The sequence below is a fragment of the Campylobacter volucris genome, from assembly GCF_008245045.1.
Lineage (GTDB): Bacteria > Campylobacterota > Campylobacteria > Campylobacterales > Campylobacteraceae > Campylobacter_D > Campylobacter_D volucris.
In genome coordinates this window covers 951,901-966,107 of sequence record NZ_CP043428.1, presented here as the reverse complement: position 1 = coordinate 966,107, position 14,207 = coordinate 951,901, and the positions used below count along the sequence as shown (strand labels likewise).

The following is a 14,207-nucleotide window of genomic DNA, read 5'->3' as shown; positions in this document are numbered from 1 at the left end:
ATCATTTTAAGGCTTTTGTTATGAAAAATTTAAAAGAAGAGAAATTTACTCACTCAAAATATATTACTCCAAAAAGATATTCTTATCAAGGCAAAGACGAAAAAACATATACTTGGGATTTTATAGAAGCTATGGATAGTGTATCGGTATTTTTATATCATACGCAAAAAGATTCTTTTTTATTTGTCAAACAATTTAGAATTCCATTATGGGATTATCAAAAACGCAACAATATCACCATAGATGATATGGGCTATAGTATAGAATTGTGTTCAGGTTTGGTGGATAAAAAACTTAGTTTAGAAGAAATTGCTAAAGAAGAGTGTGTAGAAGAATTAGGGTATTATCCAAGTAGCGTAGAATTTATAGGTGAATATTATGCAGGTTTTGGCTCAGGTGTAAATAGGCAATTTTTATATTTTGCAAGTATTAGTGAAGAAGATAAGATCGGAAATGGTGGAGGAATAGACGGAGAAGATATTAAACCAGTGTGGATTAAAAGAGATGAATTTGAAAAGTTTTCCAAAGCAAATCTTATAAAAACTCCATTGTTAGAATTTGCATATTTATGGTTTAAGGATAGAAAATCTATCCTTAATTAGTGGTTTTATTTGCAGTTGCTAGATTTTCTTCTCGCTCTTCTAGCATTTCTTTAAAAATTGCAAATAAATCTTCAGAAGATTTTTCAGCATTAGAGCATTTGTCTAAAATTTGATTTTGAAGTAAATGATCTGTTATTTGCTCATTATGTGCTAAGGTTATAGCTTGATTAATGTTTTCATGTACTTTTTGATGAGGAATGTTTAATTTTCCAAAAGCTCTACCACTTGAAAATCTTTCTTTTCCAATGCCTGCAATCCATTTTGCAAGTCTGCAACTTAAATGATCAGAAAGAGTTTTACCTGAAACATGTAAAATTTCGTTATATCCATTTAGCTTAAACATAATATGATCTAATTTTGCAAGAGAAATAAAAATTTCTGAAGTAATTTGTTTGGCATTTGAGCTAGTGGAATTAACACTTTCGATTAGTTGGGTAAATTTATTTGAAAATTGAACTATATGTTCATTAGATTCTAAAGATACTTTTTCTACCTGTTCGCTTTGAGAGTGCATTTCATTGGCATTTTGTTTTAATAAATTTATATTCATTTCTACTTCAGCAGTTGCTTTTTGTGTTCTTTCAGCTAATTTTCTAACTTCATCAGCAACAACAGCAAATCCACGGCCATGCTCTCCAGCACGCGCTGCTTCAATAGCAGCATTTAATGCTAAAAGATTAATTTGATCAGAAATATCTTTGATTAAACCAATGACATTGGTAATTTCATCAACACTTCTGTGTAAATTTCCTGCTGTATCTCGAGAGCGATTTGCTGATTCTATAATACTTTGCAAAGAGGAGATGATAGAATGCGTGGTTGAATTTAATTCTTGCATATCGCTTAAAGAAGATACAGAATGTTCAGAAATAATATCTGCTTTATTGACATTATTTTGCATATCAGCTTGAACATTGCTAATGCCTTTTAAAGCACCTTCAAAAAGTAAATCTAATATTTTTCTTTCAAAAGAATTATCTTGAGTATTGTCATTTTCTATATTTTGTTTTTCTAGAAGCTCTTTGTTTTGAAGTTCTAATTTGTGATTTTTTTCTTCTAAAGCCTTGATTTCTTGTTTTAACTTTTCAATAGTTTTTAAGTGTTGTTTATTGCCAAACATTGGTATATCCTATTTATTGTAGTTTGACAAATAAGTATTTAACTCATCTTTTAATCTTAATTTTTCTTTTTTAAGATTTGAGATTTCTAAACTATCTAAGTGAATTCTACCTTCTTCTGCATCTTTTATTTTGTGGTCAAGTTTGTTATGCTCTTCAAAAAGTTTATCAAAGTGCATATCTTTACCTTTTAATTGAGTGATTAAATCTCTAAACTCATGTAGCATGGGAACCCCTTTTTATTTTTTATTTACCTTAAGTTGGATTATAACTTAAAAAAATTAAATATATTTTAACTCGTTAGGCTTTTGTTTGTTTTTAATGATTTTTTTAGCTATTTTTATGCTATCAGCTGTCCCGATGATTAATAATTTTGCTCCTGTTCCAATAAGTGTATCACCTCTTGGCATAGGTGTGAATTTTTTATTTTCGATAATTCCAACTATGCTAACATTAGCCATATCTCTAAGATGAATTTCTTTTAATCTTTTAAATCTCACCCAAGAACCATCTGGAATTTTAACTTCTTCAAGATCAATAGGACTATTTTTCTTGTAAAGATAATTTTCTAAAAGATTTTCCATATCAGGTCTTGCTGACATTGCACTTAGCCTTTGAGCTACTAATTTTGTAGCAGATACTATGGAATTTGCTCCAAGTTTTTTTAGTTTTTCTGTTTCGTCTTCATTGTTTGAACTTGCAAGTATGAAATATGGGTTAATTCTTTGTAATTCTTTTTCAAATAATCTTACAGATGCTATGATAGCGATATTATCTGCGATGTTGTTGCTTAGAGTAATTACTCCTTTTGCACTAGAAAGATTAGTTTTTAAGAAAGCAAGATTTGTATGTGGCGCACTTTCTATGTAATAAGGATAGTTGTATTTTTCTGCTATCTCGCTAAAATTTTCTATTTCATCAACTACAACAAAAGGAATATGATTTTCTCTAAACTGCCGCGTTAATTCTATGGTAAAATCATTATGATAGCATATAACAAAATGATTTTTTAATCTTGCAATTTTATGAAGCATTCTTCTTTCCTTTATAATTTTAGATAAAATTCCTTTTTTTACTATTTCTATAACCAAACCCATGCAAAATGTAAAAATGGTAAAAGTTGATAGCACATATAAAATAGTAAAAATTCTTCCTGCTGTTGGTATGGGGTTTATCTCAGCATATCCTAGTGTTGTAAAAGTCATCCCTGCTTGATATATAGCATCATTAAGATCAAAATTACTAGTGAGCATATATCCAAAAGCCCCTACAAGTGTCATAATGACGATAGCAATAAGTGGAATTCTTAAAAATTTAAGTTGTTCGTAAAGTTCATCATTGAGATTAATTGCGGGTTTTGGAGAAGGAGACCAATTGAGGAATTTTTGAAGCTTTTTTAAAAAAGACATATTAATTCCTCTTTAAATAATGTAATGATTAGCAATTATTTGTTGTTTTGTTTTTTAAGGGTTCTTAAAGTTGAAGCTGCTACTCTAACTTTTCTTGTAGTTCCATCTTCTAAAGTGATACGAATAGTTCTTAAATTTGGTAAAAAGCGTCTTTTGGTTTTATTATTCGCATGGCTTACATTATTACCTACCATAGGTCCTTTTCCAGTGATTTGACAAATTCTTGACATGTTGATATTTCCTTATTTGTTTTATAAAATTTTTGAAATTGTATCTAAACTAAGCTTAAAAAAATCAAATATTTAAAAAATAAATAAAGAAAATATTGATGTTAAGTATGATAAAATTATTATTTAGTAGTTAATTTGGAGAATATTTATGTATATAGCACCAAGTTTGCTTTCAGCAAATTTTTTAAATTTAGAAAATGAAATTAAAGAAGTGTGTCAAGCTGGAGCTGATTTATTGCATATTGATGTGATGGATGGATATTTTGTGCCAAATTTTACCTTTGGACCTTGTGTATTAGAAAATATTAGCAAAATTAGCTCAGTTCCTTTAGATGTTCATTTAATGGTAAATGATGTGAATAAATTTATAGATTTTTTTATACCATTAAAACCAAAATTTATTAGTTTTCATGTAGAAGCCGAAAATCATCCTATTAGAGTTTGTGAATATTTAAGAAAAAATGGAATTTGCCCTGCTATTGTTTTAAATCCTCATACTCCTATTTCTAGTATAGAACATATCTTAGAATTTGTTGATATGGTGCTTTTAATGAGTGTTAATCCTGGTTTTGGAGGGCAATCATTTTTGCCTTTAGTTTATGAAAAAATTCGCCATTTAAGACAAATGATTGATCAAAGAAATCTAAAAGTTTTCATAGAGGTTGATGGCGGGGTAAATGGACTAAATGCACCTGATTTAGATGAAGCTGGAGCGGATATTTTAGTTGCAGGGAGTTATATTTTTTCTTCGCAAGATAAAAAGACTGCTATAAATTCTTTAAAGTGTGAATTTTGAGCCACCAACAAATCGATGATTTAGTTAATAAGCTAAGCAAAGAAAATAAATCATTTGCTTGGGTTGTTAAAGAATTAGAAAAAATTGAAGAATTATCTTGTTATGATTTTGATATACATACTTTAGAGCTTTTAGGGCTTGGTGTGAATTTAAATAAAAATAATGAAATTTGTTTAAATACAAAAAGCACAAAAATAAAAGATGAAATTTTTTGCATAGTAGATATAGAAAGTACCGGAAGTATAAAAAGTGGAAAAATTATAGAAATTGGAGCAATAAAAATTCAAAATTTTCAAGAAATAGGTCGTTTTGAGAGTTTTATCAAGGTTGATGAAATTCCGGAAAATATCACAGAATTAACAGGAATTACAACAGCAATGGTGCAAGATTCTCCTTCTTTAAAACAAGTTTTGAGTGAATTTAAATTATTTTTAAAAGATTCTATTTTTGTAGCACATAATGTTCGTTTTGATTATAATTTTTTATCTAAAGTGATGCAAGAAAATGGTTTTGGTGTATTGTTAAATAGAAAAATTTGCACTATAGATCTTGCGAAAAAATGTATTGAAAGTCCAAAATATGGACTTGAAGCCTTAAAAGAACTTTTAAATATACAATATCCTCATCATAGAGCTTTAAGCGATGCTTTAGCAGCTTGTGAAATTTTAAAATATTGTATGGGTAAAATTCCATTTTATATTAAAACTACAGAAGAATTACTCAAATTTAGTAAGCAAGCAAAAAATAAACTCAAAAATTAAAAAATTTAAATTTTCTACGCTATACTTAAAATGTAAATGACGGGAGCTTGTGATACAGGCTGAGAGTAAGCTAAAAGCTTAGACCGAACCAGAACTAGATAATGCTAGCGTTGGGAAAATTTATCAACTACTCACATAACCCTTCATTTATCCAAATTATAAATAAGGATAAAAAATGAATAAAACTCAAATGAGTTATGCCAAAGAAGGCATATTTACAAAACAAATGCAAATCGTTGCACAAAAAGAGCAAGTTAGTCAAGATTTTTTACTTGAAAATATAGCGAGTGGAAAAATCATAATACCAGCGAATATAAATCATAAAGCCTTAGATCCAAATGGTATAGGTTTTGGACTTCGCACAAAAGTAAATGTAAATTTAGGTGTTTCAAATGATTGTATAGATTATAGTGAAGAAATGCAAAAAGTTCATTTAGCACACAAATTTAATATAGAAGCTATAATGGATCTTAGCAATTATGGTAAAACAAGTCATTTTAGAGATGAGTTAATAGCTACTTCAAAAGCTATGATAGGAACTGTTCCTGTATATGATGCAGTTGGATTTTTGGAAAAAGATTTAAAAGATATTAAAGCTAAAGATTTTTTAGATGTAGTTTATCATCATGCAAAAAGCGGAGTTGATTTTATGACAATTCATGCTGGTATAAATTCTCGTGCGGCAAGAGTATTTAAAGAATGTGATAGAATCACAAATATAGTTTCAAGAGGTGGATCTGTTCTTTATGCTTGGATGCAAATGAATGATTGCGAAAATCCATTTTTTGAATACTATGATGATTTATTAGAAATTTGTAGAGAATTTGATGTAACTTTATCTTTAGGAGATGCACTAAGACCAGGTTGTACTCACGATGCAAGCGATGGTGCTCAAATAGCTGAATTGATAGAACTTTCATTACTCACAAAAAGAGCATGGGCGCAAGATGTGCAAATTATGATAGAAGGACCTGGACATATGGCTATAAATGAAATAAAAGCAAATATGCAAATAGAAAAAAGAATTTGCAACGGAGCTCCATTTTATGTTTTAGGGCCTTTGGTAACAGATATAGGTGCAGGATATGATCATATAAGTGGGGCTATAGGTGGAGCAGTTGCAGCAGCAGCTGGAGCTGATATGCTTTGCTATGTAACTCCTGCTGAACATTTAAGACTTCCAAATTTAGAAGATGTTAGAGATGGCATAGTAGCAACAAAAATAGCTGCTCATGCTGGAGATATAGCTAAACTTCCAAAAGAAAGAAAAATAGATGATGAAATGAGTAAGGCAAGACAAGAAATTGATTGGGAAAAGATGTTTAAGCTTGCAATAGATGGAGAAAAAGCTAAAAAAATGTTTAACGAAAGAAAGCCTGATGAGTTAAATTCTTGCTCTATGTGTGGAAAAATGTGTGCTATGAATACAATGAATCAAATTTTAAAAGGCGAAGATGTAAGCTTGATTAAAAAATAAATTGAAACAATCCCGTTTATAAACGGGATTGAAATTATAATTTATCTACGACTTTATAATTGTATGGTTGTAGATTTTTATCATTATCTAAAAGCTTTTGAGAAGGATCTCCATTAACATTATCATGCTCATAGTAACGATCACCTACTTTATGTCCATTTAAATCCACTTTGTAACGAATTTGTCCTGGATTGAATTTTTGTATATCTTCAAAACCTAAATTTGAAGTTTTAAAATCTTTAATTGCATTTGCATTTGCGATTTCTACTAATTTAGTTTGTGCCATTCTTGCCATATCCACAGCTTGTAAAAGCATTCTTGAAGCTTCTCTTGGATTATGGAAACCTGTAGAATTTTCAGCACCAACAAAATCTGCTCTCATTTGTGCTTTTCTATGCAATTCTAAAACTTCTTTAAGAACATCATTGATTTTTTTCGCATCTGCTTTGCCATTTTCTTGGTATTGAGGTATTTGTCCTAATTTATCACGCATAGTTTTGATATCTGTGATTAAGCTAACTATAGAATATTCAGCAGTTCTTAAATCATAAGCGATTGAATTTTGAATATCTTTAATTTGTGCTTTAAGATAATCTTCGCTTTGAGTATGACATGACTTACAAGCTGCATTGATATCGCTTAAAGGTGAAGTGATATTATGTTGAGTCATTTTTTTAGCACCTTTTCTTATGTAAGGCATATGACAATCAGCACAACTTACACCATTTGCTGCATGAACACCACCACTATAAAGTTCGCTTTCTGGGTGTTGAATTTTAATCATTGGAGCTTCTGTTAATTTATGTGACCAGTCTTTATCAAAAACACTTCTGATTTTATCATAATACTCATCAAACATTTCAATTCTAAATGGTTGTCCTTTTTTCCACTCACTCCATGGGAAGACTAATTCTAAACCATCTACTTGAATTTCTACCGGTTTGTTTCCATCTCTCCATGAATCAAATTCATCATAAGTTTTTTGAGTACCATTCCACCATTTTTTACTAGAATCATTAGTAATGCTCTCACCAGTAACTTTTACTTTTTCTCCTGTTGGTCTAAAATAATATTCCACATGACATTGTGAACAAACCAGTGTTCGCATTTCTTCTCTTGATGCTTTCACCCCTTGCTCAGGATCTCTTTCATAACCTCTTTCTACCAAAGCATTGATTGCTGCTGGTCTTGTAAGTCTTAAGCTCATATTGTTTGGAGTGTGACAGTCAGCACAAGTTACACCCATTCTTTTACCACCATGAGGTCCGCTATGTTCTTTAGAACCTTCTTCGTATCCATTTACCGCTGGAATATTTTTAATAGAGGTCCAATATTTGGTTGAGTTAAATGCTATCCATTTTTCTTTTTCATTTTCACCTGGTGCATTTTTTATAAGCCAAGGAGACCATCCACTATGGCAGTTCATACAAGCACTTGGTTGACCATTAAATTTAGCAAAACCATGTGCGTTTAGAAAATCTTTATTATTTCTTGCTGTATCCATTTGGTCAATTTGCACCCAAAAGTGTCCTCTTTCTTCATTAGCATCAAGAGCAAAAGGATATCCTGCCCAAAGTATGGTAAGTTGAGGATAGCGAATTAGTTTTGAATAAGCTAAATTCCCGCCAAAATTTGTTTCAAATGGTTGTTGGGTTTGTGCAGTAAGATACATATCTAAATAATCAGGAAAATTTTTACCCCATTCAGTAAAAGAAGGATTATCATCACTCATTTCAACGAAGTTTTTACTTATAACTCCGCCTACGCTTTCGTTTTGTTTTTTGCTTATATCATTATTAAGCCATAAAACAGCACAAATTAAAACAAGCAAAGCAATTATACCTAAGTATAAAAGATTTTTTTTATTCATTTATAACTCCTAAAAATTAAAATCCGCGTTTATGTCCTACGCCATTGTGACAAGAAACACAGCTTAAAGAACTATCCTTATGAGGATTAGTCATAGTTGTTGCGTTGATAGCTACACTAGCATAGTCAGCATGACAGCGAATGCAATTATCTTGCACCATTTTTTTACTTTTTTCATTTGCAGTTAGGTTGGTTGGTAATTCATCTAATTTAAAAGTAAAAGCATAAGCATGCCCCAAACCGCTTTGAGCTTTAGCAATCCATTTATCTACAAAGCTATGTGGTAGGTGACAATCAACACAAGTTGCCCTTGCTTCACCCTTTACTTTTTTAGAGTGTGGAGCAGCTAGATAATCATTATAAACTTCATTCATAATATGACAGTTATTACAAGATTCACTAGCATTGCTAAGATAAGAAGCACCTTTTGCATTATAAAAGGTGTAAAAACCAACCGCAAATAAGGTTAAAAGTAAGAATAAGAAAATACTAAAAAGTTTTGAAAATACTTTTTTATCTCCCAAAGCTCCTCCTGATAATTTAAGATATAAATTTGGTTGCACTTAAAATTTTATCAAAATATTATTTAATATTGATTTAAGGATATAAAATGTCCTAATAATTTATAAACAATATTGAGCTTTATTTATAAATTATTCTTAAAAATAAACATTACTATAAATTATATTTAAATATTTAATTTACTAAATATAAATAAAAAATTTTAAATCTAAAATATAAAAATTATGATATTTAATTATTATAAAAAAATTGCACTAGTGTGTTTTTTATAAATATAAAATTTTATAAAAAAATTAATATAAAAATTTCATATTATTAAATATTGATAAAATCATATAAAATATACTTTTAAAAATTACAAGACAAAAAACATTGATAAAAATTTAATTAAAAATAAAATCTTATTGATATATAATGTAATTTATTATTTTAAAAAATTAAGATATGTTTATAAAATTAAAGGTAAATAAAATGCAAATTAACTCATCTATGTATATTAATAGAGAATTATCTTGGTTAGCTTTTAATTCTAGAGTTTTAGATCAGTGCTCTAAAGATCTACCTTTATTTGAAAAACTCAAATTTATAGCTATATATTGTACTAATTTAGATGAATTTTATATGATTAGAGTGGCAGGTTTAAAACAGCTTTTTGTAGCTGGAGTTAGCACAGCAAGTAACGATGAAATGTCTCCTTTGGCTCAACTTAAAGCTATAAGAAATTATTTGCATGAAGAAAAATCTACGCTTGAAAAGTATTTTTGTGAAATCACATCAGAGTTAGAAAAAGAAAATTTATTTATTAAACCCTATGAAGATCTTGATGAAAAATTAAAAGAGCAGTGTGATGAGTTGTTTTTTTCAAATATTTTTCCTGTGATAGTTCCAATCGCTGTTGATGCTACTCATCCTTTTCCGCATTTAAATAATTTGTCTTTTTCTTTGGCGGTAAAACTTTGCGATCCTATGCACCCTGAGCTTTTAAAATTTGGAATGATACGAATTCCTAGAGTTTTGCCTAGATTTTGTCAAGTGAGTTCAAATATCTATGTTCCAATCGAAAGCATAGTGCGTCATCATACAGAGCATATTTTCCCAGGATATAAAATGCTATCATCGGCTGCTTTTAGAGTTACTAGAAATGCAGATATGGAAATAGAAGAAGAAGAAGCAGATGATTTTATGATGATTTTAGAGCAGGGGTTAAAACTTCGTAGAAAAGGAGCTTTTGTTCGTTTGCAAATTCAAAAAGATGCAGATGAGCAATTGATAGAATTTTTAAGCTCGCACATGAATATATTTCATAAAGATATATATGAATATGACATACTTTTAAATTTATCATCATTATGGCAAATCGTTGCTAATAAAGAATTTACGCATCTATTAAGTCCTTTATATACTCCAAAAATTTTACCTCCTTTTGGAGAAAATTTATCTATATTTAAAGCTATGGATAAACAAGATGTATTGATTTTTCAACCTTATGAGAGCTTTGAGCCTGTATATCAGTTTATAAAAGAAGCAAGCAAGGATCCTAAAGTTATTTCCATAAGAATGACACTTTATAGAGTGGAAAAAAATTCCAATATCGTTCAAGCTTTAATAGATGCAGCTAGCGAAGGAAAGCAAGTTACTGTGATGGTTGAGCTTAAAGCTCGTTTTGATGAGGAAAATAATTTACATTGGGCTAAGTCTTTAGAAAATGCTGGAGCACATGTAATATATGGAATTACTGGTTTTAAAGTGCATGCTAAACTTGCTCAAGTTATAAGAAAAGAAGGTGATAAATTAAAAATTTATAATCATCTTAGCACTGGAAATTATAATGCAAGTTCGGCAAAAATTTATACAGATGTGAGTTATTTTACTTCAAAAGAAGAGTATTCTCAAGATACTACAACTTTTTTTCATATACTTTCAGGGTATAGTAAAAGTCGTCGCTTAAAGACATTATCTATGAGCCCAAAACAAATTAAAGAAAGAATTTTAGAAATGATTAATACTGAAGCAAGTTATGCTAATGAGGGAGTAATTATTGCTAAAATGAATGCTTTGGTTGATGCTGATGTGATTAAAGCTTTGTATGAAGCTTCAAATAAAGGCGTTAAAATTGATTTAATTGTGCGTGGAATTTGCTGTTTAAAACCTGGAGTTAAAGGATATAGTGAAAATATTAGGGTTAGAAGTATAGTAGGAAAATATTTAGAACATGCTAGAATTTTATATTTTAAACATACTCATCCAAATTATTTTATATCAAGTGCTGATTGGATGCCAAGAAATTTAGAAAGACGCTTGGAGCTTATGACTCCTATATTTGATGAGCATTCTCGTGCAAAATTGGCTCAAATTTTAAAATTACAACTTAGTGATAATGATTTAGCTTATGAATTAGATAATAATGGAAAGTATCAAAAAATTTACACTAATAAAGAAGAAAAAATAAATAATTCTCAACAAATTTTAGAAGAATATATCAGCAGAATTTTCAACACTCTTAAAAAAGATACAGATCAAAGCAGGGCAACGCATTTAGCAACAAAGCTTTTTAGGGACAATTAAATCCTTGTAAAATTTACAAGGATTTATTTCCATCCTTCGATGTAGTTTTTTAATTTTCTACCAACTTTTGGATGTTTTAATTTTTTAATAGCTGAACTTTCAATTTGTCTAACTCTTTCTCTTGTGACATTAAGTTCTTTACCTATTTCTTCTAAGGTTCTATCGCTTTCATCATCCATTAAACCAAAACGCATTCTAATAACAGCTTTTTCTCTATCGTTTAGTTGATCTAACACTTCATCGATTTGTTCTTTTAAATCATCTTTTAGTATATGGTCCATTGGAGAAAGCGAAGTTCTATCTTCAACAAAATCTCCAAATTTGCCATCATCTTCGTTGCTAATAGGAGCTTCTAGGGAAATTGGCTCTTTGGTGATTTTAATTACTTGTTTAACTTTATCAATGCTTAAATTTACTTCTTTTGCGATAATGCTTACATCTGGCTCTTTGCCTTCTTTTTGTAAATATTCGCGTATGATTTTATTGATTTGATTAATTGTTTCTATCATATGTATGGGAATTCTAATGGTTCTTGCTTGATCAGCAATTGCTCTTGATATGGCTTGTCTTATCCACCAAGTAGCATAGGTTGAAAATTTATATCCGCGTTTATATTCAAATTTATCCACAGCTTTCATTAAGCCTATATTGCCTTCTTGGATTAAATCTAAAAATGGCAATCCGCGGTTAGTATATCTTTTAGCAATGCTTACAACTAAGCGTAAATTTGATTTAGCCATTCTAGTCTTTGCTTCATCAGAAATTTTCTTACCGCGTTTGATTTGTTCTAAAATTTCTTTTAATTGATCCTTTTCTAAATCAAATGAATTTTGACTAGCTTCTTTGGTTTGTATGAGTTTTTTAATTTCCATATAAGTGCTAACCATAGTAGTTTCTAAAGCACGCTCGGCTATCTCTTCTTTGCTAAGTTTTGTGATATCTCTTAAAATATCTTGATGTCTTTGTTTTAATTCATCTGAAAACATAGGTAAGCGATATTCTAAGCGTTTTAATTCTTTGTCAAATTCTTCATCACTTTTTAAAGCAGTTTCCATTGATTTTACAATTTCAGAGATTAATTTTGAAGTTGGACCTAAATCCATGAGTTTTTCTTTTAATATATTTTTCTTAAAAGCTATAACAAGCTTATCTAACAACTCATCTTCATTTTTTTCTGCATTTATAGTTGAAATAGTTTTAAGCCATTCTTTTTTGGCTTTTTCTAAGGCTTTAAAGCTTTCTATGACTTTTAAAGTTCTTTCGTCTTCTTTTTTGTTTGTTTTTTTAACTTTTTTATCAGAATTATTTTCATTCTCTTCGTTTTCATTTTCTTCTTCAGAATCTATTTCATCTTCATTTTTGTCATCTTCATTTTTGTCATCTTCATTTTTGTCATCTTCTTCAAAACTTTTAAAAAGCTCTTTTACTCTTCTTTCTCTATTGATTAATGGTTCTTTATAATCAAGAATAAAATCAATCAAATAAGGAACCGAGCAAAATGCATCTATGATAATATCTTCTCCAAGTTCAATTTTTTTAGAAATTTCAACTTCTTCGTCTTTGTTTAAGAGAGAAATTTGTCCCATTTCTCTTAGATACATTCTTACTGGGGAATCAGATCTACTCCATTCTAATAAATCATTTTCATTTGCTAAATCAAATTCATTTTCTAAGCTAGTATCTTGTAATTTTTGTTTTTCTTCTTGTAATTTTTTTGCTTCTTCAAGATTGCGTTTTTTTGCAATTTCTGCTGAAGATATTAATTCTACTTTATATTTATTCATTAAATCTCGAATTTTTTTTGCACTTGTTGCATTAGGAAGTTTTGCTAAATACTTGACAAGTTTTTCATATGTGATATAATCTTTAGAATTTTCTTTAAATAATTCTTCTAGGGTAGTTGCTTCACTAGCCATAAAATATCCTTTGGGACGATTTTTATATAGAACTAAATATTATTCCTAAATTTTAATTAAAAACAAATAAATATTTTTTGGAACACATATTGCTTTATTGTTGGAAAATTTAGATTTTAGATAGGAAAAACGATGCAAAATGGATATTATCAAGCCACTGGAGCTATGGTTACGCAGTTTAATCGTCTTGATGTGGTGACCAATAACCTTGCCAATGTTAATACTAGTGGTTATAAAAAAGATAATGTTGTAATTGCAGATTTTAAAAGGATTTTTAAAGAAACTCAAGATGAGTTACCTATACAAAATCATACAAGAGATGCATCTAGATTTGTAAATACTACTATAGATAGGGTTCCTCAAATCAATCATGTATATACAAATTTTAGCGTAGGCTCGATGAAGATGACTCATAATCCTTTAGATCTTGCATTAACAAGGGAAGATACTTTTTATCTTATCAAAACCAATAATGGAGAAGTAAGATTAAGTCAAGATGGAAATTTTCAGCTTGATGAAGAAGGGTATTTGGTAAATCGTCAAGGATATAGAGTTTTAAGTAGTGATTATTTTAATAATCCACAAACAGATGGCATACGCATAGGAGATTCTACTTCTTTTATTAATGTTGATAAAAATGGAATAATAAGTGCTTCTAATCAAAATATCGCAAGATTATTTGTAGCTCAAGTAGATGACTTAAGAGATTTGCAAAAAGATGGCGATAATATGTATAGGGTTGATTTAAATAAAATCAGAGATTTACCAAATTCAAATGCTGTAAAACAAGGTTTTACTCAAGGATCTAATGTAAATCCAGTTACTGAAATGGTAGGTTTAATAGAAGCAAATAGAATGGTTGAGATGTATCAAAAAGTTATGACTTCTCATATGGATGATTTAAATCAAGAAGCTATTAATAAATTAGCAAGTACTAAATAA

At 29.3% G+C, this 14,207-nt stretch carries 13 protein-coding genes, 1 pseudogene and 1 riboswitch; of the genes and pseudogenes, 6 read left to right on the top strand and 8 right to left on the bottom strand.

The features are described from left to right. Positions 1-20: 20 nt before the first annotated feature. Positions 21-602 (top strand): NUDIX domain-containing protein, encoded by a 582-nt coding sequence (locus CVOLT_RS05105; protein ID WP_039665740.1) that lies wholly within the window; start codon positions 21-23, stop codon positions 600-602. On the opposite strand, the gene CVOLT_RS08220 is transcribed toward CVOLT_RS05105, so the two are convergent. From CVOLT_RS08220 to rpmB, 5 genes and pseudogenes are all read right to left on the bottom strand, one after another. Further along, positions 595-945 carry a CZB domain-containing protein gene (locus CVOLT_RS08220; protein ID WP_229238150.1) on the bottom strand — a complete coding sequence of 117 codons (351 nt, stop codon included), beginning with the start codon at positions 943-945 and terminating at the stop codon, positions 595-597. The two genes, CVOLT_RS05105 and CVOLT_RS08220, sit on opposite strands and share 8 nt — an antisense overlap. A gap of 99 nt (positions 946-1,044) precedes the next feature. Then, a pseudogene (locus tag CVOLT_RS08215) lies at positions 1,045-1,332 on the bottom strand (methyl-accepting chemotaxis protein); the annotation flags it as partial. 399 nt (positions 1,333-1,731) lie between these two features. After that, a complete protein-coding gene (locus tag CVOLT_RS05095) occupies positions 1,732-1,947 on the bottom strand; it encodes an HP1242/YdcH family protein (RefSeq protein WP_039665738.1) in 216 nt (71 codons plus the stop codon). Positions 1,948-2,001: 54 nt separating this feature from the next. Continuing rightward, the gene (locus CVOLT_RS05090) at positions 2,002-3,129 is read right to left on the bottom strand and encodes a potassium channel family protein (protein WP_039665737.1); all 1,128 of its coding nucleotides are present in this window, start codon (positions 3,127-3,129) and stop codon (positions 2,002-2,004) included. A 35-nt stretch (positions 3,130-3,164) separates the two neighbouring features. Then, entirely contained in the window at positions 3,165-3,359 is a 195-nt protein-coding gene (gene rpmB / locus CVOLT_RS05085; protein ID WP_039665736.1) for a 50S ribosomal protein L28, read from the bottom strand. 148 nt (positions 3,360-3,507) lie between these two features. Between rpmB and rpe the strand changes: the two genes are divergently transcribed. From rpe to thiC, 3 genes are all read left to right on the top strand, one after another. After that, on the top strand, positions 3,508-4,155 hold the full coding sequence (gene rpe / locus CVOLT_RS05080) for a ribulose-phosphate 3-epimerase (protein ID WP_039665735.1): 648 nt from the start codon (positions 3,508-3,510) through the stop codon (positions 4,153-4,155). Beyond that, positions 4,152-4,916, top strand: coding sequence for a 3'-5' exonuclease (locus tag CVOLT_RS05075; protein ID WP_039665734.1), 765 nt, complete (start codon positions 4,152-4,154; stop codon positions 4,914-4,916). The genes rpe and CVOLT_RS05075 overlap by 4 nt, the downstream gene beginning before the upstream one ends. A gap of 29 nt (positions 4,917-4,945) precedes the next feature. Beyond that, positions 4,946-5,050, top strand: a riboswitch (TPP riboswitch). 41 nt (positions 5,051-5,091) lie between these two features. Next, a complete protein-coding gene (gene thiC / locus CVOLT_RS05070) occupies positions 5,092-6,393 on the top strand; it encodes a phosphomethylpyrimidine synthase ThiC (RefSeq protein WP_039665733.1) in 1,302 nt (433 codons plus the stop codon). A gap of 34 nt (positions 6,394-6,427) precedes the next feature. Here thiC and CVOLT_RS05065 read toward each other — a convergent pair whose 3' ends face one another. Beyond that, a complete protein-coding gene (locus CVOLT_RS05065) occupies positions 6,428-8,263 on the bottom strand; it encodes an ammonia-forming cytochrome c nitrite reductase subunit c552 (protein ID WP_039665732.1) in 1,836 nt (611 codons plus the stop codon). Between the two features lie 16 nt (positions 8,264-8,279). Next, a complete protein-coding gene (gene nrfH, locus CVOLT_RS05060) occupies positions 8,280-8,786 on the bottom strand; it encodes a cytochrome c nitrite reductase small subunit (protein ID WP_039665731.1) in 507 nt (168 codons plus the stop codon). A gap of 469 nt (positions 8,787-9,255) precedes the next feature. On the opposite strand from nrfH, the gene CVOLT_RS05055 reads away from it, so the two are divergent. Further along, positions 9,256-11,349, top strand: coding sequence for an RNA degradosome polyphosphate kinase (locus CVOLT_RS05055; RefSeq protein ID WP_039665730.1), 2,094 nt, complete (start codon positions 9,256-9,258; stop codon positions 11,347-11,349). A 23-nt stretch (positions 11,350-11,372) separates the two neighbouring features. Here CVOLT_RS05055 and rpoD read toward each other — a convergent pair whose 3' ends face one another. Beyond that, positions 11,373-13,265, bottom strand: a complete 1,893-nt coding sequence (rpoD, locus tag CVOLT_RS05050) for an RNA polymerase sigma factor RpoD (RefSeq protein ID WP_039665729.1) — start codon at positions 13,263-13,265, stop codon at positions 11,373-11,375. 132 nt (positions 13,266-13,397) lie between these two features. On the opposite strand from rpoD, the gene CVOLT_RS05045 reads away from it, so the two are divergent. After that, positions 13,398-14,207 (top strand): flagellar hook-basal body protein, encoded by an 810-nt coding sequence (locus CVOLT_RS05045; RefSeq protein ID WP_039665728.1) that lies wholly within the window; start codon positions 13,398-13,400, stop codon positions 14,205-14,207.

Bases quoted from the DNA above. Each gene is read 5' to 3' on its own strand.
- CVOLT_RS05095 (WP_039665738.1), bottom strand. From the start codon at position 1,947: ATGCTACATGAGTTTAGAGATTTAATCACTCAATTAAAAGGTAAAGAT.
- CVOLT_RS05065 (WP_039665732.1), bottom strand. From the start codon at position 8,263: ATGAATAAAAAAAATCTTTTATACTTAGGTATAATTGCTTTGCTTGTT.
- rpoD (WP_039665729.1), bottom strand. From the start codon at position 13,265: ATGGCTAGTGAAGCAACTACCCTAGAAGAATTATTTAAAGAAAATTCT.
- thiC (WP_039665733.1), top strand. From the start codon at position 5,092: ATGAATAAAACTCAAATGAGTTATGCCAAAGAAGGCATATTTACAAAA.
- CVOLT_RS08220 (WP_229238150.1), bottom strand. From the start codon at position 945: ATGTTTAAGCTAAATGGATATAACGAAATTTTACATGTTTCAGGTAAA.
- CVOLT_RS05105 (WP_039665740.1), top strand. From the start codon at position 21: ATGAAAAATTTAAAAGAAGAGAAATTTACTCACTCAAAATATATTACT.
- rpmB (WP_039665736.1), bottom strand. From the start codon at position 3,359: ATGTCAAGAATTTGTCAAATCACTGGAAAAGGACCTATGGTAGGTAAT.
- CVOLT_RS05045 (WP_039665728.1), top strand. From the start codon at position 13,398: ATGCAAAATGGATATTATCAAGCCACTGGAGCTATGGTTACGCAGTTT.
- CVOLT_RS05090 (WP_039665737.1), bottom strand. From the start codon at position 3,129: ATGTCTTTTTTAAAAAAGCTTCAAAAATTCCTCAATTGGTCTCCTTCT.
- CVOLT_RS05055 (WP_039665730.1), top strand. From the start codon at position 9,256: ATGCAAATTAACTCATCTATGTATATTAATAGAGAATTATCTTGGTTA.
- rpe (WP_039665735.1), top strand. From the start codon at position 3,508: ATGTATATAGCACCAAGTTTGCTTTCAGCAAATTTTTTAAATTTAGAA.